This window comes from Arthrobacter humicola (assembly GCF_022803015.1).
Lineage (GTDB): Bacteria > Actinomycetota > Actinomycetes > Actinomycetales > Micrococcaceae > Arthrobacter > Arthrobacter humicola_A.
Genome location: NZ_JAFKON010000002.1, coordinates 487,160 through 503,700, shown reverse-complemented (window position 1 = coordinate 503,700; position 16,541 = coordinate 487,160). Strand labels below are relative to the sequence as shown.

Annotated in this window: 15 protein-coding genes and 1 tRNA gene; 8 read left to right on the top strand and 8 right to left on the bottom strand. The window is 68.2% G+C overall.

Translation table 11 applies throughout. The annotated features are described in order from the left end of the window. Positions 1 to 19 precede the first annotated feature (19 nt). Positions 20 to 1,138, top strand: a complete 1,119-nt coding sequence (locus ARTB_RS07285; RefSeq protein ID WP_243178336.1) for a lactonase family protein — start codon at positions 20 to 22, stop codon at positions 1,136 to 1,138. Positions 1,139 to 1,184: 46 nt separating this feature from the next. Here ARTB_RS07285 and ARTB_RS07280 read toward each other — a convergent pair whose 3' ends face one another. The 3 genes from ARTB_RS07280 to ARTB_RS07270 all read right to left on the bottom strand — a co-directional run bounded on the left by ARTB_RS07280 (position 1,185) and on the right by ARTB_RS07270 (position 2,356). Further along, positions 1,185 to 1,532, bottom strand: coding sequence for a hypothetical protein (locus tag ARTB_RS07280; RefSeq protein WP_243178335.1), 348 nt, complete (start codon positions 1,530 to 1,532; stop codon positions 1,185 to 1,187). A 64-nt stretch (positions 1,533 to 1,596) separates the two neighbouring features. Beyond that, complete coding sequence (locus ARTB_RS07275) at positions 1,597 to 2,091, bottom strand: MarR family winged helix-turn-helix transcriptional regulator (protein ID WP_243178334.1); 495 nt, start codon at positions 2,089 to 2,091, stop codon at positions 1,597 to 1,599. Positions 2,092 to 2,283: 192 nt separating this feature from the next. Then, positions 2,284 to 2,356: transfer RNA gene (locus ARTB_RS07270), tRNA-Lys, on the bottom strand. Between the two features lie 202 nt (positions 2,357 to 2,558). Here ARTB_RS07270 and ARTB_RS07265 point away from each other — a divergent pair. From ARTB_RS07265 to ARTB_RS07255, 3 genes are all read left to right on the top strand, one after another. Beyond that, the gene (locus ARTB_RS07265) at positions 2,559 to 3,212 is read left to right on the top strand and encodes a hypothetical protein (protein ID WP_018774895.1); all 654 of its coding nucleotides are present in this window, start codon (positions 2,559 to 2,561) and stop codon (positions 3,210 to 3,212) included. 383 nt (positions 3,213 to 3,595) lie between these two features. Continuing rightward, complete coding sequence (locus ARTB_RS07260; protein ID WP_028276610.1) at positions 3,596 to 4,213, top strand: DUF47 domain-containing protein; 618 nt, start codon at positions 3,596 to 3,598, stop codon at positions 4,211 to 4,213. Between the two features lies 1 nt (position 4,214). After that, positions 4,215 to 5,231, top strand: a complete 1,017-nt coding sequence (locus ARTB_RS07255; RefSeq protein ID WP_243178333.1) for an inorganic phosphate transporter — start codon at positions 4,215 to 4,217, stop codon at positions 5,229 to 5,231. Between the two features lie 8 nt (positions 5,232 to 5,239). Here ARTB_RS07255 and pstB read toward each other — a convergent pair whose 3' ends face one another. The 4 genes from pstB to pstS form a co-directional block, all read right to left on the bottom strand. Next, positions 5,240 to 6,019: a phosphate ABC transporter ATP-binding protein PstB gene (gene pstB / locus ARTB_RS07250; protein ID WP_018774898.1), complete on the bottom strand. Its 780-nt coding sequence runs from the start codon at positions 6,017 to 6,019 to the stop codon at positions 5,240 to 5,242. A gap of 46 nt (positions 6,020 to 6,065) precedes the next feature. Beyond that, on the bottom strand, positions 6,066 to 7,175 hold the full coding sequence (gene pstA / locus ARTB_RS07245; protein ID WP_243178332.1) for a phosphate ABC transporter permease PstA: 1,110 nt from the start codon (positions 7,173 to 7,175) through the stop codon (positions 6,066 to 6,068). Then, positions 7,176 to 8,108: a phosphate ABC transporter permease subunit PstC gene (gene pstC, locus ARTB_RS07240; RefSeq protein ID WP_243178331.1), complete on the bottom strand. Its 933-nt coding sequence runs from the start codon at positions 8,106 to 8,108 to the stop codon at positions 7,176 to 7,178. 210 nt (positions 8,109 to 8,318) lie between these two features. Continuing rightward, complete coding sequence (gene pstS / locus ARTB_RS07235; RefSeq protein WP_028276613.1) at positions 8,319 to 9,440, bottom strand: phosphate ABC transporter substrate-binding protein PstS; 1,122 nt, start codon at positions 9,438 to 9,440, stop codon at positions 8,319 to 8,321. A 275-nt stretch (positions 9,441 to 9,715) separates the two neighbouring features. On the opposite strand from pstS, the gene ARTB_RS07230 reads away from it, so the two are divergent. From ARTB_RS07230 to ARTB_RS07215, 4 genes are all read left to right on the top strand, one after another. Then, positions 9,716 to 10,843 (top strand): FUSC family protein, encoded by a 1,128-nt coding sequence (locus tag ARTB_RS07230; RefSeq protein WP_028276614.1) that lies wholly within the window; start codon positions 9,716 to 9,718, stop codon positions 10,841 to 10,843. A 79-nt stretch (positions 10,844 to 10,922) separates the two neighbouring features. Next, positions 10,923 to 12,296, top strand: a complete 1,374-nt coding sequence (gene radA, locus ARTB_RS07225; protein ID WP_223914678.1) for a DNA repair protein RadA — start codon at positions 10,923 to 10,925, stop codon at positions 12,294 to 12,296. Positions 12,297 to 12,453: 157 nt separating this feature from the next. Next, positions 12,454 to 14,580, top strand: coding sequence for a copper-translocating P-type ATPase (locus ARTB_RS07220; RefSeq protein WP_243178330.1), 2,127 nt, complete (start codon positions 12,454 to 12,456; stop codon positions 14,578 to 14,580). A 16-nt stretch (positions 14,581 to 14,596) separates the two neighbouring features. Next, complete coding sequence (locus ARTB_RS07215; RefSeq protein WP_243178329.1) at positions 14,597 to 15,232, top strand: class I SAM-dependent methyltransferase; 636 nt, start codon at positions 14,597 to 14,599, stop codon at positions 15,230 to 15,232. Positions 15,233 to 15,322: 90 nt separating this feature from the next. On the opposite strand, the gene ARTB_RS07210 is transcribed toward ARTB_RS07215, so the two are convergent. Next, positions 15,323 to 16,534 (bottom strand): fatty acid desaturase family protein, encoded by a 1,212-nt coding sequence (locus ARTB_RS07210; protein ID WP_243178328.1) that lies wholly within the window; start codon positions 16,532 to 16,534, stop codon positions 15,323 to 15,325. Positions 16,535 to 16,541 lie beyond the last annotated feature (7 nt).

Genomic DNA, 16,541 nt, shown 5'->3' with positions numbered 1-16,541 from the left:
CGGCTGGCAGGATGGCAGCATGGACTCCCTGCCTGCACACGATCTCGTCTGGACCGGCTCCTACACGGCAGATTCCGGCGGCCGCGGCACGGGGATCGGCGCGGTTGCCGCGGCGGCGGACGGCACAATGCGGTGGCTGGGTGTTGCGGCGCCGGCCGACTCGCCGTCCTTCCTGGCGGTCCACCCTTCTCTCCCCGTGCTCTATGCCGTGGCCGAGCAGGCCCGGACCGTCCGGGCCTACCGCCGGGCCGGCGCGTTTGGCCTGGAGCCCGCGGGCCCGGCGTGGCCGGCCGGTGACGCGGCCTGCCATGTCGCCGTCGAGCCTTCCGGCCGTTTCCTCGTTGTCTGCTGCTGGGGCGACGGCCAGGTGCTGTTCTATGAGCTCGACGCCGACGGCGGCATCGTTGACCGGACGGCCGGCGTCGAATCGCGAGACCCGTACGGCGAGGCTCCCGGCGGCGGCCCCGGCGAACGGGAAAAACGGCCGAGCCGCGCTCACGCGGCACTCATGCTGGCCGACGGCAGGGTGATGACCACCGACCTCGGCCACGACCTGCTGCGGATCTGGAGTGTCGGCTCCGGACCGGAGCGGGCTCTGGGCCCGGTCCTGGACCACGAGGTGGTCCTGCCGCGGGGCAGCGGCCCCCGGCACCTGGTCCAGCATCCGGGCGGCCACGTCTTTGTGGTGACCGAGTATTCAATCGAGGTGGCTGTGGCCGGGTTGTCGCCGGACTCCGGGGACTTCCGGCTCGCTTTCGTCGGGCCCGCCGCCGCCGGCGGGGCGCAGCCGGATGATTCGGCGGCAGAGATCGCGTTGGCGGCCGACGGCAGGTACGCCTATGTGGGCGTCCGCGGTTCGAACCGGATCTGCGTGCTGGAGGTGGAGGCCGGGGGCGCGGCGCTGCGTCCGGTGGCCGACGTCCCCAGCGGCGGCAACTGGCCCCGGCACCATCTGATCCGCGACGGTTTGCTGCACGTCGCCCACGAACGCTCCGGCGACGTCGTAACGTTTCGTCTGGACGCGGCATCCGGGTTGCCGGGTCTCCCTGCGGACCGGCTGCAGGTGGCCTCCCCCACCGCGCTGGTGCCGGCCCGGCCCCGGCTGGTGCCCCGGGGTGAGGAGCCGGGGCCCGGCTGACGCGGTGCTGCGGTGAAGAGCGGGCTGGTGAGAAGCGGCCGCTGGGTCAGCAGGCCGCGGCAAGCCCCGCGGCAGCCTGATCGACGCCCTGTTCGCCACCATCCAGCTGGATCCCGCCCAACCGGTACCCGACCTCCGGCTGGAACACGCTCTCCGCCTGGAAACCGTCGGCGAAGTGGAGTCCGTCCCCCAACTGGATACCGCCGTCGAGCTGGAAGCCACAGGGACAGCGCCACAGGGCCGGGAGATCGAGGGACGGGTCCGCGGGCCCGAACGAGTAGGAGGGCATGGCCGGCTCCGGCGAGGTCCACTGCATGGGTGCGCCGCAGTGCAGCGGGGCACCGGGCGGGAGCTCTGTCGCGGGGTCCCCGGTCAGGGTTGCGGATTCAGCCACGGCGCCTACTCTCGTTGAGATCTAAAAAACAAGTAGTAAGCATACATATAACTAGTTAAACGAGCTAGTCATGCCGCTCGGCGCCGATGGCCGCGCTCATCCGGCGGAGGAAAGTGATAACCACGCGGGCGTCCTCCGCGCTCATGGACTCTGCCACCGCCATCATGCGCCGGTGCATGTGTCCAAGCGTGGCGCGGACTTCGGAATCCGTCGCCACCGTCGGCACGATCACAAGGGAGCGCCGGTCCGTCGGGTGCGGCTCCCGCCGGACGTGCCCGCTTGCTACCAGCCGGTCGATCAGGGACGTTGTGGAAGCGGTGGTGATGCCCAGGACGCGGCTGAGATCCTTCGGGCCAACCCGTTCGCCTGTCGCTTTGGCCCGCAGCAGGTAGCGCAAAGCCAGCAGGTCGGTCTCACCCATCCCCATCGAATCGCGGGTGGACCGCCTGGTCGCCACCTCCGAGATCCGATAGTCGCGGAGGGCCTGCAGGATCGCCGCCGGAGGATCCAGGCTGTCATCGGGGCCATACCAGTATCCGGAGGCGCCGTGGGAGTCCATTCGCCAAGCCTAGCGGAACTGGTAACTAGCCAGCCGTACAATCCGGGGGGCTGCAGCCACAGGGCCCCAGGGCCCCGGAGCCCTGGGGGCTGGGGCCCCGGCCCGCCAGGACAGGACCCCGGTGGCGGGCACAAAAAACCCCGGCTTCCTGTTGCCAGGAAACCGGGGTTTTTCCACTCTTCGCTAAAAGAGTGGGCCCTGTGGGGATCGAACCCACGACCCACGGATTAAAAGTCCGATGCTCTACCAACTGAGCTAAAGGCCCCAGCCGAGAGCCCCGAACCAGCGGATAAATCCGCTGCTGCAGCGCGTTTCGGCCCAGTCCATTTCTGGACGTTAACACTGTACCCCAGACCCGGGCCAGCTTTTTTCACGTTGGCCGCACCGGCGTCGTCGGCCCCCGGCGTCTATGGCAGCAGGGCGCACCGATCCTCGATTCCCTTGCGGCACTGGAGTAGCGTGGGGGCATGAGCGAGCAAGCAGGATCAAGCGCCCCCGGCCCGCGGCATCACAAGCCGAAACCCTTCGCACCGATCGACTTTGAGCCTTTCGCCGGAGGGGCCGATCCTGCCCGCGTCTCGGAGGCGGCCCATCTGGCCGCGCAGGCTCTCGTGCGCCGCGGCCGGGACAGCGACGATCCTAAAGTCACCAAACGGCTCGTCAAACTCGCCGATGAGCAGGGCCTGGAAGCAATCGCCGAAATGTGGGCCGAAAGCCCCGCCCGGTCCCTCCCCGGCGCGCTGTGGCGCCTGTACGCCCTGCGGGCCGCCACCATCCAGGATCCCGAGCGGATCTCCGTCTACTTCAAGGCGGGCAAGGACACGGCCCAGGTTTCGCATGTGGTCGCCGGCGCGGCCGAACCGCCCGGCGCCGATGAGATGAAATCCATGGCGGACGCCATCCTCTCCGGGGCGTTCGACGGCGAATTCGACGTCGCCCTGGAACGCTCCGCAGCGTTCTGCCGCGTGGTGGCCCTGGGCCAGGCAACGCTTGCGGACAACGCCGAGCACAGCAACGAAAACCACGCCAGCAAACTCACCCGCAACTCGCATCTGCTCGTCAAGACGGCCGAGGACCTCGAGCACGCCGCCAACGCGTGGCGGCTGGGCGAGCTGGACTGAGGGGCCAGCCGGGCCGGGCGGCAGGCGCCCGGATGACGGGCCCGCAGCACCCAGGACACGCACGGCTCGGGCAGGCTGTCAATGTTGACTTGCATGAACCTACGTAGAAAACTAAAAGCGGTGCCGAACCGCGAAACCCCCGGGCTTCAACATTTAGCCGCCTAGAGCGGCCTACCGCCGAGAGGCGTATCCGGTTCGGCACCATTTTCATGCCTTCTTACCCTGATGTTCGCCCGGTTTTCACCTGCGCCGTCACACGCCGCGTCGGGCCGGGCCGGACCCGCCGCGGACGGTAAAGTGATGCGTATGCACTGGTCACCGTCAAGTCACACGGCCGGCCGACTCCACCCGCGAACCCCCTCCCGGAAGACCGGTGACACCACGTGAAGCTGCGCCTGTTCCCCCAGGAGTCCGCCGGACTGAACCTGCTCTCCCAAATGGCGCGCCAGATCGTGCTGGGGACCGGAACGCTCTCCGAGATCCTCGGCGCCCCGGCCAGCGAGCATGCCCGGCTGGTGGAGGACATGCACAACCACGAGGCCAAATCCGCGGAGCTGCACTTTGCCCTCCTGACCCACATGCGCACCAGCTTCGTGAACCCGCTGCCGCGCGAGGACATGTACACGCTGTCCCGGTTCCTCAACGAGGCCATGGAGAAGCTCGACGCCGCCGCCGAGCTCGTCTCCCTTTACAAGCTCGAACGGCTGCCCAGACGGGCCGCCGACCAGCTGGAAATCATCAGCCGCCAGGCCGAACTAACGGTCGATGCGATGCGGCGGCTGAACAATCTGGACGACCTCGAGGACTACTGGATCGAGATCCTGCGCCTGGCCAAGCGTGCCGAGCGCACGCACCGGGTCTGGGTCGCGGACATGCTCCACGAGATGAAGGCCATGCAGTACGCGCGCAACCGCGATGTCGCGAACCAGCTCGTGGAAGTCACGAAGGACATGCGCCGGATCGCCACCCAGGTGGGCAGCATCATCGTCAAGGAATCCTGACGTGGTGCTCTTCTTCCTTGCCCTGGTGCTGCTCTGCGCCGGGGCCTTTGCATTCCTCAACGGGTTCAGGGACGCGTCCTCGTCGGTGGCGCTGGCCGTGCGGACGCGCGCGCTGACCCCAACAGTGGCGGTGATTCTGGCCAGCCTGTTCAACTTCATCGGTGCCGGGCTGAGCGCCGCCCTGGCTCTGGCCGTCAGCCAGGCGTGGCTGTCGCTGCCGCCGGGCACAAACGGCCTGACGATTCTGCTGGCCGCGCTGCTGAGTGCCATCCTATGGGGCGTCTACTTGTGGTGGCGCGGCATCCCCTCGTCCTCCACCCATGCCCTGGTCGGCGGGCTCGCCGGGGCGGGGGTCGCCAGCGTCGCCGTCGGCGGAAACCCCGTCATGGGCGTTGACGCCTCGCTCCTGTCCCAGGTGGTGCTCCCGCTGCTGATCTCACCGGTGATCGCCTATGCGGGGTCGTTCCTGCTGGTCTGGCCCGCGGGCTGGGCGGCCCGGTACACGCCGCCCAATGTCGTCAACACCCGCTCCCGGCGGGCCCAGGCCATTGCCGCGGGCGCCGTCGCCTTCGGGCACGGGCTGCAGGACGGCCAACGCACCAGCGCGGTGGTGATCCTGGCGCTGCTGGCGGCCGGGCTCTCCGACGGCGGTTCAGTGCCGGTGTGGGTGGCCCTGCTGACGGCCGTCTTGCTGTCGGCGGGAACCCTCGCGGGCGGGTGGCGGATTTCCTACACCATCGGCTACCGGCTGACCCGGGTCGATCCCCTGCGCGGATTCGTCGCGCAGATGTACAGTGCGGTGATGCTGTTGGTGGGCGCGATCGGGCTGCACTGGCCCGTCTCCACGACGCACACGGTGACGGCGGCAACCCTTGGCGCCGGCGCCAACCAGTGTTTCCCGGGCACCGACCGGCGGCTGGTGATCCGCATCCTGGTGTTCTGGGTAGCGACCCCGGTTGTCACCGCTGCCGCCGCGTTCGTCCTGCAGTTGGCGCTCTCGACGGCGGCCGGCCTGTAGCAGCCTGGTTATCCGAAGCGGCCGGAGACGTAGTCCTCGGTGGCCTTCTCGGTCGGGTTGCTGAAGATCGTGGGGGTGTCGCCGAACTCGATCAGCTTGCCCGGCTTGCCGGTGCCGGCAATGTTGAAGAAGGCCGTCTTGTCCGACACGCGGGCCGCCTGCTGCATGTTGTGCGTCACGATCACCACCGTGTACTGGTCCTTGAGCTCGTTGATGAGGTCCTCAATGGCCAGCGTCGAGATCGGGTCCAGGGCGGAGCAGGGCTCGTCCATGAGGATCACCTGGGGTTCAACGGCAATCGCGCGCGCAATGCACAGGCGCTGCTGCTGGCCGCCGGACAGCCCGGAGCCGGGCTTGGCCAGGCGGTCCTTGACCTCGTTCCACAGGTTGGCCCCCTGCAGGGACCGCTCCACCAGGACATCGGCCTCGCCCTTGGAGATCTTCGTGTTGTTCAGCTTCACGCCGGCCAGCACGTTGTCCCGGATGGACATGGTGGGGAACGGGTTGGGGCGCTGGAACACCATGCCGATCTGGGACCGGACGGTGACCGGGTCGACGCCGGGGCCGTACAGGTTGTCCCCGTCCAGCAGCACTTCGCCTTCAACCCTCGCGCCGGGAATGACCTCGTGCATGCGGTTCAGGGTGCGCAGGAAGGTGGACTTGCCGCAACCCGAGGGGCCGATGAAGGCCGTGACGGACTTGGCGTCGATGTTGATGTTGACGCCTTCGACGGCCAGGAATTTGCTGTAGTAGACGTTCAGGTCCTTGACGTCGATGCGCTTAGACATGGTGTTCCTTCACTTGCTGGAGGTAGGGGCGGCGGGCGCGGATGGCCTAGCGGCCTGTCTTGGGGGCGAAGATGCGGGCAATCAGGCGGGCGCCGAGGTTGAGCAGCATCACCAGGATGATGAGTACCAGGGCCGCGCCCCAGGCCCGCTGGGAGGACGGATCCGGGTTCGACGGCGAGGTGGGGTTCAGGATCTGGGTGTAGATGAAGGTCGGCAGGGAGGCCATCCAGCCGCTGAACACGTTGGTGTTGATGGTGGTCGCGAATCCGGCGGTGACCAGAATCGGCGCGGTTTCGCCGATCACGCGGGCGATCGCCAGGGTGATGCCGGACGCGATGCCGGAGATCGCCGTCGGGAGGACCACCTTGAGGATGGTCCGCCACTTGCGGACGCCGAGGGCGTAGGCGGCCTCGCGGAGTTCGTTGGGCACGATCTTGAGCATTTCCTCGCTGGAGCGGACCACCACCGGGATCATCAGCACCGACAGTGCGACGGCGGCGACGGCGCCGGTCTTGGTGCCCGGGCCGACCACCGCGAAGAACGCGGCGGCGGCGAACAGGCCTGCGACAATCGAGGGAATGCCGGTCATGACGTCCACGAAGAAGGTGATGGCCCGGGCCAGTGCGCGGTCCTCGCCGTATTCCACGAGGTAGATCGCGGTCAGCAGGCCCACGGGGACCGAGATGAGGGTGGCGAGCACCGTGATCAGCAAGGTGCCCATGAGCGCGTGGTAGATGCCGCCCAGCAGGGGGGCGCCTTCCTCCACCGTCTTGTTGTCGAAGGCGCCGGTGACCCCGTTCATGGAGGTGGTGAGGAAACCGGGATCCAGGAGCCCGGGGAGCCCATTGATCAGTACGGTCCAGATCACCGAGAACAGGGGCAGCAGGGCAACCAGGAAGGCCCCCACAACCAGGCAGGTGGCCAGCTTGTCCTTGGCTTTGCGGGCGCCTTCCACAACAAGGCTCCAGCCCACCAGGCCGGCGGCGAAGAGGATGGCGGAGACGACGCCCCAGCCGAAGGCATTGAAGCCGATCAGCGCGAGGATCGCCGCGCCGAGGATCAAGGCAACGGCCAGGACGATGTACGGCGCGGCCTTGGGCAGTTGGCCCCTGGTCAGCGCCGAGCGCTTGCGTACCGGAGTCAGGGTGGAGGTCATTTAGTTGGCTCCCGAGAATTCTTTGTGCCGGCTGATGATTCCCCGGGCAATCATGTTTACTCCGAGGGTAATGACGAACAGCACCAGGCCCGCGGCGATCAGCGTGTTGACCTTGATCCCGCTGGCCTCGGGGAAGTTCAGGGCGATTTCGGCGGCGATGGTCTGGTTGCCGGTCTGGATCAGGCTGGCGGTCAGGGCTCCGGAGGACAGCACCAGCGCGACGGCCATGGTCTCGCCGAGGGCCCGGCCCAGTCCCAGCATCACGGCGCTGATGATTCCCGGCCGGCCGAACGGCAGCACGGTCATCCGGATCATCTCCCAGCGGGTGGCCCCGAGCGCCAGCGCGGCCTCTTCGTGCAGCTTGGGGGTCTGCAGGAAGATTTCGCGGGTCAGGGAGGTGATGATCGGCAGGACCATGACGGCGAGCACGATTCCGGCCGTCAGGATGGTCTTGCCGGTGGCGGAGGCGGGGCCCTGGAAGATCGGCAGCCAGCCCATGTTCTCGGCCAGCCAGTTGTACGACGGCGAGATTTCCTTGGCCAGGAACGCGACGCCCCAGGCGCCGTAGACCACGGACGGGATGGCGGCGAGGAGGTCAATCACGTAACCCAGGCCGGAGGCGAGCTGGCGCGGCGCGAAGTGCGAAATGAACAGCGCGACGCCGATCGCGATCGGCGTCGCGATCACGAGAGCGATCACCGAGGCGATGAGGGTGCCGATGACGAGCGGCCAGATGTAGGTGAAGAATCCTTCGCCGCCCTGGATCTTGTCCGCCGGAGCCACGAGGGCGGGGAGCGCCTGGATCACGAGAAACAGTGCCACGCCGAAGAGCACGACGAGGATCAAACACCCTGCTGCCAAGGTGGCTGCGGAAAAGACTTTGTCACCGGCGTGGCCTGCGCCCCGGGACTTGGTCAGGGAGGTGGTGGTCACTTCACGGTCCTTCGGTTTGGATGGGATCCGGGCGCCGGGTGCGGAGGCCTCCGCGGCCGGTGCCCGGCAAATCTTGATGTATGGAACAAACGCGTCAGTTCCCTGCTCCATGGCGGCCGCCGGTGACGGCCGCCATGATGCAGGGAACCTTGATCAGGCCCGTGTTTCCACTATGCCCTTTTCCACTTCGCCTCGCGGCGCAGCGTATTCCTAGGCCTTGGCCTTGACGGAGTCGACGGCAGCCATTGCCTTGTCCTGGAGGGTCTTGGACAGCGGCGCCGACTTGGCGGCGTCGGCGGCGGCCTGCTGGCCCGCGTCGGAGGCGGCGTACTTGACGAAGGCCTTGACCAGGTCAGCGGTGGCCTGCGTGTCGTAGGTGGTGCAGACGATGTGGTAGGACACCAGGACGATCGGGTAGGCGCCCGCGGCCGTGGTGGTGCGGTCCAGCTTGATGGCGAGGTCGTTGGCGTTGCGGCCCTCGACCGGCTTGCCCTGGTCGACTGCCTTGGAAGCTGCCTCGGCGGAGATCTTTGTGAAGGAGTCGCCGACCTTGATCTGCGCGGTGCCGAGCTTGCCGCTGACAGCGGAGTCGTCGGCGTAGGTCACGGCGCCGGGGGTGTCGGTGACAGTCTTGACGACGCCGGAGGTGCCCTTGGCGTTCTCGCCCTTCAGGCTGGCGGGCCAGACGCCGGCTGCCTTGTCGGTCCACACGGTGGGGGCTACGGCGGACAGGTAGTCGGTGAAGTTGGTGGTGGTGCCCGAGTCATCGGAGCGGTTCACCGGGGTGACCTTGAGGTCCGGAAGCTGGACGCCCGGGTTCATGGCCGCGATGGCGGGGTCATTCCAGTTGGCGACCTCGCCGCGGAAGATCTTTGCGACGGTGGCGGCGTCGAGCTTCAGGTCCGTGATGCCAGGGACGTTGAAGGCGACGGCGATCGGGGAAATGTAGACCGGAATGTCAATGGCCCCGTCGGGACCACACTTTTCCTTGGAGCTGGCGAGTTCGTCATCCTTGAGGTAGGCATCGGAGCCGGCGAACTGGGCCGAGCCGTCGAGGATCGCCTTGCGTCCGGCGCCGGAACCGTCCGGGGAGTACTGCACAGTTGCGCCCTGGTTCGCGGTAGCGAAGTTGGTCTTCCAGACATCCATGGCTGCGCCCTGGGCGGAAGAACCGATGCCGGTCAGGGTGCCGGTGACCGCGGGACCCGAGGCGGACGGCGCGGCGGTCTGGGCCGTGTTGGTTGCGTTGTCCGAACCGCAGGCGGTCAGCGCAAGTGCGCCGACGGCGATTACAGCGATAGCCGCGTTGCGGCCGAAGCGGAGAGCCTTCACTGAGTTGTACCCCTTCCAGGGCTGTGAGTGCCGGGCCCGGAGAAGGCCCGCAGGGATGCGTACGGGTTTGTACCTTTACCGACCGTAAGTGGCCCAGGTGAAGAGAATTGCGGACCAAAGTGAACGGCCGGTGAACGACGCGGGACTATTGGCTTACATATGCCGGGCCGCCATTGTGTTCTGTGCGTCACAGTCGTATCAGCCGCACAGTGCCCGCGGCCCGTGCCGTGTCCTGCCGTGCCGGCCGTCCCGGCGCAGCAAATAGACTGGAGGGCATGGCCTCCGCGACTGGACTCTCCGCAAGCGCACGATTCCTGCGCGGCCGGGTCCGCACCGGCTTTGTCCGGAGCCGGAACTCCCTGGGCCCGGCCATCCAGATGACCACTTGCGCCGTGGGCGCTTACGCTTTCGCAGAATACGTCCTGGGTCACAGCGGGCCGTTGTTTGCGGCCACGTCATCCCTTATTGCGCTCGGTTTTTCCCGCGACCCCCGGCTGCGCCGCGTCATCGAGGTGGGCTTGGGCTGCACGCTCGGAATCGTGGTCGGAGACCTGCTGCTGCACTGGCTGGGCTCCGGAATCTGGCAGGCCGCCGTCGTGCTCCTTTTCTCCATCCTGCTGGCCAGGTTCCTGGACAGCGGGACGATTTTCACGACGCAACTGGGCCTGCAGTCGGTGCTCGTGGTGCTCCTGCCCGCACCGATCGGGGGCCCGTTCACCCGCAGCATCGACGCCGTGGTGGGCGGAGTGTTCGCGCTGCTGATGACCGTCCTCGTTCCCAAGGATCCGCGGCGTGAACCCCGCAGCGACGTCAAGAAGCTCCTGCACGAGCTCGCCGAGGTGCTGCGGGAATGCGCCTCGGCGCTGAGCTACAGCGATTCCACCCAGGCCTGGCACGCCCTCATCCGGGGCCGGAACTGCCAGCCGCTCGTCGACGCCATGCGCCAGTCGCTGCGTGCCTCCGGCGAAGTGGCAACCTTGGCCCCAGCCTACCGGCGGCACCGGGACGAACTGGACCAGATGGAGCAGTCGCTGGACTACATCGATCTCGCGCTGCGCAACAGCCGGGTCTTTGCGCGCCGACTGACCAGCGCCATCAACCATGCGGCGCTCTCGGACGAGGCCACCCAGAACATCGCCGAGGTCCTGCAGGAGACGGCCGCCGCCGTCGACGAGCTCTCGCTCGGCCTGGCGGAAGTCCACGACGGCGCCCGCCGCGCCCACCTGCGGACAGCACGCTCGGAGCTGCGGGAGATCGCAGGCCGGCTGCATCCGCGGATACTGGACGTCCAGCGGCTGGAGGGCGAAACGGTGGTCATGTTGTTCCGCCCGCTCATGGTGGACCTGCTCGAGGCCGCCGGGCTGGATTCCAAGGAAGCCCGGGACATCCTGCCCCCGCTGTAGCTGCTGCAGCTGGGGGCACGGGCCTGCTGACCCCGCCGCCGGCGCACTTGTTGTCGCTGGCCCCCGATAGTGTGGACCAATGGCTACGAAGACTTCCCGGGGGCCGAAGGCGCCCGGCTATAAATGCGCCGAATGCGGCTGGACGACGGCCAAGTGGGTGGGCCGCTGCGGCGAGTGCCAGGCGTGGGGCAGCGTGGAGGAGACCGGCACCGCCGTCGCCCGGACGACGGCGGCCACGACGGTCCTGGAACCGGCCCGCCGGATCGCCGACGTCGACGCCACTACCGCCGCGTTCCTGCCCACCGGCGTGGATGAACTCGACCGTGTGCTCGGCGGCGGGCTGGTGCCAGGCGCCGTGATCCTGCTGGCGGGCGAGCCCGGGGTGGGCAAGTCGACGCTGCTGCTGGACGTTGCGGCCAAGTTCGCCCGCACGGCGCAGGACGTCCTCTACATCACCGGCGAGGAATCCGCGGCCCAGGTCAAGCTCCGCGCGGACCGGATCGACGCCGTCGCCGAATCCCTGTACCTGTCTGCCGAAACTGACCTGGGGCAGGCCCTGGGGCAGGTGGAGAAGCTGGAGCCACGCCTGCTGGTGGTGGACTCCGTGCAGACCCTCAGCAGCGCCGACGTCGAGGGCAGCGCCGGCGGCGTGTCCCAGGTGCGCGAGGTGGCGGCGTCCCTGATCGCCGCGGCCAAGCGCCGCAACATGACCACGCTGCTGGTCGGGCACGTGACCAAGGACGGCTCCATCGCCGGGCCCCGGCTGCTGGAACACCTCGTGGACGTCGTCTGCCAGTTCGAAGGCGAACGGCACTCGCGGCTGCGGCTGCTGCGCGCGGTCAAGAACCGCTACGGACCCACCGATGACGTCGGCTGCTTCGATCTGAACGAGGACGGCATCGAGGGCCTCGCCGATCCCAGTGGGCTGTTCGTCTCCCGGACCAAGGAGCCCGTTTCGGGAACCTGCATCACGGTCACGCTGGAGGGCCGCCGGCCGCTGCTGGCCGAGGTGCAGGCGCTGCTCGCCGAGAGTGCCAGCTCCCAGCCCCGCCGCGCCACCAGCGGGCTCGACAGCTCGCGCGTCGCGATGCTGCTGGCCGTCCTGCAGCAGCGCGCCGGCTGCCTGCTGAACAAGGACGACTCGTACGTGGCAACGGTCGGCGGGGTCAAGCTCAGCGAACCCGCCACGGACCTCGCCGTGGCCCTGGCGGTGGCTTCGGCCAAGGCCAGGAAGCCGCTCCCCCAGCGGCTCATAGCCTTCGGCGAGGTGGGCCTGGCGGGCGAAGTCCGCCCGGTGCCCGGCATCAACCAGCGCATCCAGGAGGCGCACCGGCTCGGCTTCACCCATGCCGTGGTACCGGCCAGCCCCAACGGGCACGGACCGGTTCCGGCGGGCTTCTCGGTCCGCGAGGTCGGCCACCTGGCCGAGGCCCTGGGACTGCTGATCAGCTGACGCCGCGGAAGCCGGGCGCCCCGGTGGTCTGGGACCTGGGGATGATGGGCCTTATCGAGGTCCGCTGAGGCTGGAAATGCCCTCTTGCCAAAGATACCCCCCGGGGGTATGTTGGGCGTAGCCGCAGATGACTGAGCATCCGTCAGGAGCACACACCATGGAACACCGGCACAGCAGCCCCGGCGCGGACCAGGGCCTCCGAAACCACCGCCCGGGCGGGACGCCGCACGGCAACCATGCTGTGGGCTCCGCCGCGGACGAGCACACGGTACACACTCACGGCCAGCATGCCGGGCACAGCGTCGCGATGTTCAGGGACAGGTTCTGGCTGTCCCTGGCCCTGGCCGTGCCGGTGGTCTTCTTCAGCCCCATGTTCGCGGAACTCCTGGGCTACGCTCCTCCCGCCTTCCCCGGCTCAGCATGGATCCCGCCGGTCTTCGGCACGGCGATCTACCTCTACGGCGGCCGTCCGTTCCTCCAGGGCGGACTCAATGAACTGAAGACGCGAAAACCGGGGATGATGCTGCTGATTGCCATGGCCATCAGCGTCGCCTTTATCGCCTCCTGGGTGACCAGCCTCGGCATCGGCGGTTTCGATCTCGACTTCTGGTGGGAGCTGGCGCTGCTGGTCCCCATCATGCTGCTGGGCCACTGGATCGAGATGCGCGCCCTCGGCTCGGCGCAGGGTGCGCTGGATGCCCTGGCGGCGCTGCTGCCCGACGAAGCGGAACGCGTCACGGCCGCCGGCACGGAGACCGTCAGCCTCGCCGAACTCCGTGCCGGGGACACCATCCTGGTCCGCCCCGGCGGCCGGATGCCGGCCGACGGCACCGTCAGCGGCGGGCAGGCCGAATTCGACGAATCCATGATCACGGGCGAATCAAAAACCGTCCTGCGGGCCCCGGGGGATCCCGTGGTGGCCGGCACCATCGCCACTGACAACTCCGTGCGGGTCCGGGTGTCGGCCATCGGCGAGGACACGGCCCTCGCCGGGATCCGGCGCCTCGTGGCCGAGGCGCAGGCCTCCTCCTCCCGGGCCCAGGCCCTGGCCGACCGGGCTGCGGCCTTCCTCTTCTACTTCGCGGCCGGCACCGGCGTCCTGACGTTCATCTTCTGGACCCTGATGGGCAGCCTAGGAGACGCGGTCACCCGCACCGTCACTGTCCTGGTCATCGCCTGCCCCCACGCCCTCGGCCTTGCCATCCCGCTCGTCATCGCCATTTCCACCGAGCGCGCCGCCCGGGCGGGCGTCCTGATCAAGAACCGGATGGCGCTGGAGCGCATGCGGACAGTCGATGTCGTGCTGTTCGACAAGACCGGAACCCTGACCAGGGGCGAACCGGAACTCAAGGAAGTCGCCGCCGCAGACGCGGGAACAACCGGCCAAGACGCTGCGCAGGATACGGTGCTGGCACTCGCGGCCGCCGTGGAGGCTGACAGTGAGCATCCCCTGGCCCGCTCAATCGTTGCCGCGGCCCGTGAACGGGGACTGAAGCTTCCGACGGCGGACGGGTTCACGTCGCTGACTGGCCGCGGAGTCCGCGCCACGGTCGACGGCCGCACGGTCCAGGTGGGCGGTCCGGCCCTGCTCCGGGAGCTGGGTCTGCCGGAGCCGTCGGATTTGGCCGCCACGACCGGCGCCTGGCTGGAGCGCGGCGCGGCGGTGCTTCATGTCGTGGACGGCGGCAGGGTCCTGGGTGCTGTCAGCCTCGAGGATGCCGTGCGGCCCGAGTCCCGCCAGGCCGTCCGGGCCCTGCAGGCACGCGGCATCAAGGTGGCCATGGTCACCGGCGACGCCCGGCAGGTGGCGCACGCCGTCGCCGCCGAGCTCGGCATCGACGAAGTGTTCGCCGAGGTACTCCCGGCCGACAAGGACAAGAAAGTGGCGGAGCTCCAGGGCCGCGGGCTGAAGGTGGCCATGGTGGGCGACGGCGTCAACGACTCCCCCGCGCTGGCACGGGCGGAGGTGGGGATCGCGATTGGCGGCGGCACGGATGTGGCCGCGGAATCCGCCGGTGTGGTCCTGGCCGGCAACGATCCGCGGGCTGTGCTGTCAATGCTCGATCTTTCCAGGGCGAGCTACCGGAAGATGTGGCAAAACCTCGTGTGGGCCACCGGATACAACGTCATCTCGGTGCCGCTGGCTGCCGGTGTCCTCGCCTTCGCCGGAATTGTCCTGTCCCCCGCCGCGGGCGCCGTGATGATGTCGGCGTCGACCATTGTGGTTGCCCTGAACGCCCAGTTGCTGCGCAGGCTTAAGCTCAACCCGGCCGCGGTCAGCTGACCTGTTGGAGGCCCCGATGCCGGAAACCACCCGCCGTGAGTCATCATTCGGGAGATCGTATGCCCGGGTGGGTCCGCGGATGGACGCCCGCGGCGCAGCAGAGCACCGCCGCCGGCTCGTGGCGCCGGCGCACGGCTTCGTCATCGAAATCGGGGCGGGCTACGGGGCCACCTTCCCGTTCTACCCTTCCGCGGTGTCCGGTGTGCTGGCCCTCGAACCGGACCCCACGCTCCGTGCGCTGGCCCTCGCCGCCGCCGGCAGGGCGCCTGTGCCCGTCACGGTGAGGGACGGCGTGGCGGAAGCGCTGCCGGCGGCGGATGCCTCGGCCGACGTCGTTGTTTCCAGCTTGGTGCTGTGCAGCGTGCCGGACCCGTCCCTCGCCCTGGCGGAGGTGGTCCGGGTCCTGCGCCCCGGCGGCCTGCTGCTGTTCTACGAACACGTCCGCTCAGCGCACCGCCTGCTGGGGGCCGCCGAAGACCTGCTCACACCGCTGTGGGGCCGGCTGGCAGGCGGATGCCACCCGAACCGTGACACCGCCGCCATGATCGCCGCGGCAGGCCTGAGCGTGCAGGGCATCGAGCGCTTCGGCTTTTCGGTGCTTCCCGGCAATCCGCGGCTGGCCCACGTCCTCGGTGTGGCGGGCAAATCCTGAGCACGTTCCGGCACAACGAAAAGGGGGCGCCTGCCGCGATGGCAGACGCCCCTCTCCTGATTTCACTCCGGCTGAGCCGGCCTGGGTTTGCTAGGCCTTCTTGGGCGGCAGGGCCAGCTTGAAGATCTTCGCCCACGTGGAGCCGACCTGCTTCAGCAGCGGGCCCGTGGTGTACGGCAGTCCGTAGCGCTTGCAGATCTCCTGCACCTTCGGCTGCACTTCCGCATAGCGGTTCGAGGGAAGGTCCGGGAACAGGTGGTGCTCAATCTGGTGCGAGAGGTTGCCGGTCATGAGGTGCATGAACTTGGAGCCGGAGATGTTGGCCGAGCCGATCATCTGCCGCACATACCAGTCACCGCGGGTCTCGCCCTCCACCATTTCCTCGGTGAAGGTGTCAGTGCCTTCGGGGAAGTGGCCGCAGAAGATCACTGCGTGCGCCCACACGTTGCGGACGGCGTTGGCGGTCAGCGTGCCGTAGAGGGCCTGCTTGCCGGAACCGGTCAGCATGGCGACGGCGGGAGTGGCGGCGTAGTCCTTGGTGAACTGCGTCAGTGCCTTGCGGCCGAGGGCCTTCAGGTCCTTGGTCAGGGCTTCCTTGGACTTCCGGCCCTCTTTGTAGTCCACCAGTTCGAGGTCGTAGATCGCGATGCCCCACTCGAAGACCGGTGCCAGCAGCGCGTTGTACAGCGGGTTGCCCAGGTTGAAGGGAGTCCATTTCTGGTCCGGATCCATCCGCAGCAGGTTGTATCCGATGTCGTTGTCCTTGCCGACCACATTTGTCCAGCGGTGGTGGAGATCGTTGTGGGTGTGCTGCCAGGAGCGCGCGGGGGTGACGAAGTCCCATTCCCAGGTGGTGGAGTGGATGTCCGGGTCCCGCATCCAGTCCCACTGCCCGTGCAGGATGTTGTGCCCAAGTTCCATGTTTTCCAGGATCTTGGCGAAGCTCAGCAGCGCGGTGCCGGCGAACCAGGCGGGCTTCTTCTTGCTGACAAGGAGCAGGGCACGGCCGGAGAGCTCCAGGCCGCGCTGGATCTTGATCATGCGGCGGATGTAGGCGGCATCGGCGGACCCGCGCTTGGCGAGGATGTCATCCTTGATGGCGTCGAGTTCGCGCCCCAGCTCCGCCACCTGCTCGTCGGAGAGGTGGGCGGCCGCGGGAGGGCGCAGCAGCGGGCTGCCGGTTTCGGCGAGGGCTCCGGGCCGCGTCTTCGCGACCGTGACGACCTTTGCTGTGTCCGCTGAACCGCTGGTGGCGGGGGTGTCGGCGTCGGAAAGGTCCGGTTTGTTGGAAACAATCGTCATGCGGTGA

What these genes read in the sequence shown, in the direction of transcription:
- ARTB_RS07285 (WP_243178336.1), top strand. Translation starts at nt 20, where the DNA reads ATGGACTCCCTGCCTGCACACGATCTCGTCTGGACCGGCTCCTACACG.
- ARTB_RS07275 (WP_243178334.1), bottom strand. Translation starts at nt 2,091, where the DNA reads ATGGACTCCCACGGCGCCTCCGGATACTGGTATGGCCCCGATGACAGC.
- ARTB_RS07265 (WP_018774895.1), top strand. Translation starts at nt 2,559, where the DNA reads ATGAGCGAGCAAGCAGGATCAAGCGCCCCCGGCCCGCGGCATCACAAG.
- pstB (WP_018774898.1), bottom strand. Translation starts at nt 6,019, where the DNA reads ATGTCTAAGCGCATCGACGTCAAGGACCTGAACGTCTACTACAGCAAA.
- pstA (WP_243178332.1), bottom strand. Translation starts at nt 7,175, where the DNA reads ATGACCTCCACCCTGACTCCGGTACGCAAGCGCTCGGCGCTGACCAGG.
- ARTB_RS07230 (WP_028276614.1), top strand. Translation starts at nt 9,716, where the DNA reads ATGGCCTCCGCGACTGGACTCTCCGCAAGCGCACGATTCCTGCGCGGC.
- radA (WP_223914678.1), top strand. Translation starts at nt 10,923, where the DNA reads ATGGCTACGAAGACTTCCCGGGGGCCGAAGGCGCCCGGCTATAAATGC.
- ARTB_RS07220 (WP_243178330.1), top strand. Translation starts at nt 12,454, where the DNA reads ATGGAACACCGGCACAGCAGCCCCGGCGCGGACCAGGGCCTCCGAAAC.
- ARTB_RS07215 (WP_243178329.1), top strand. Translation starts at nt 14,597, where the DNA reads ATGCCGGAAACCACCCGCCGTGAGTCATCATTCGGGAGATCGTATGCC.
- ARTB_RS07210 (WP_243178328.1), bottom strand. Translation starts at nt 16,534, where the DNA reads ATGACGATTGTTTCCAACAAACCGGACCTTTCCGACGCCGACACCCCC.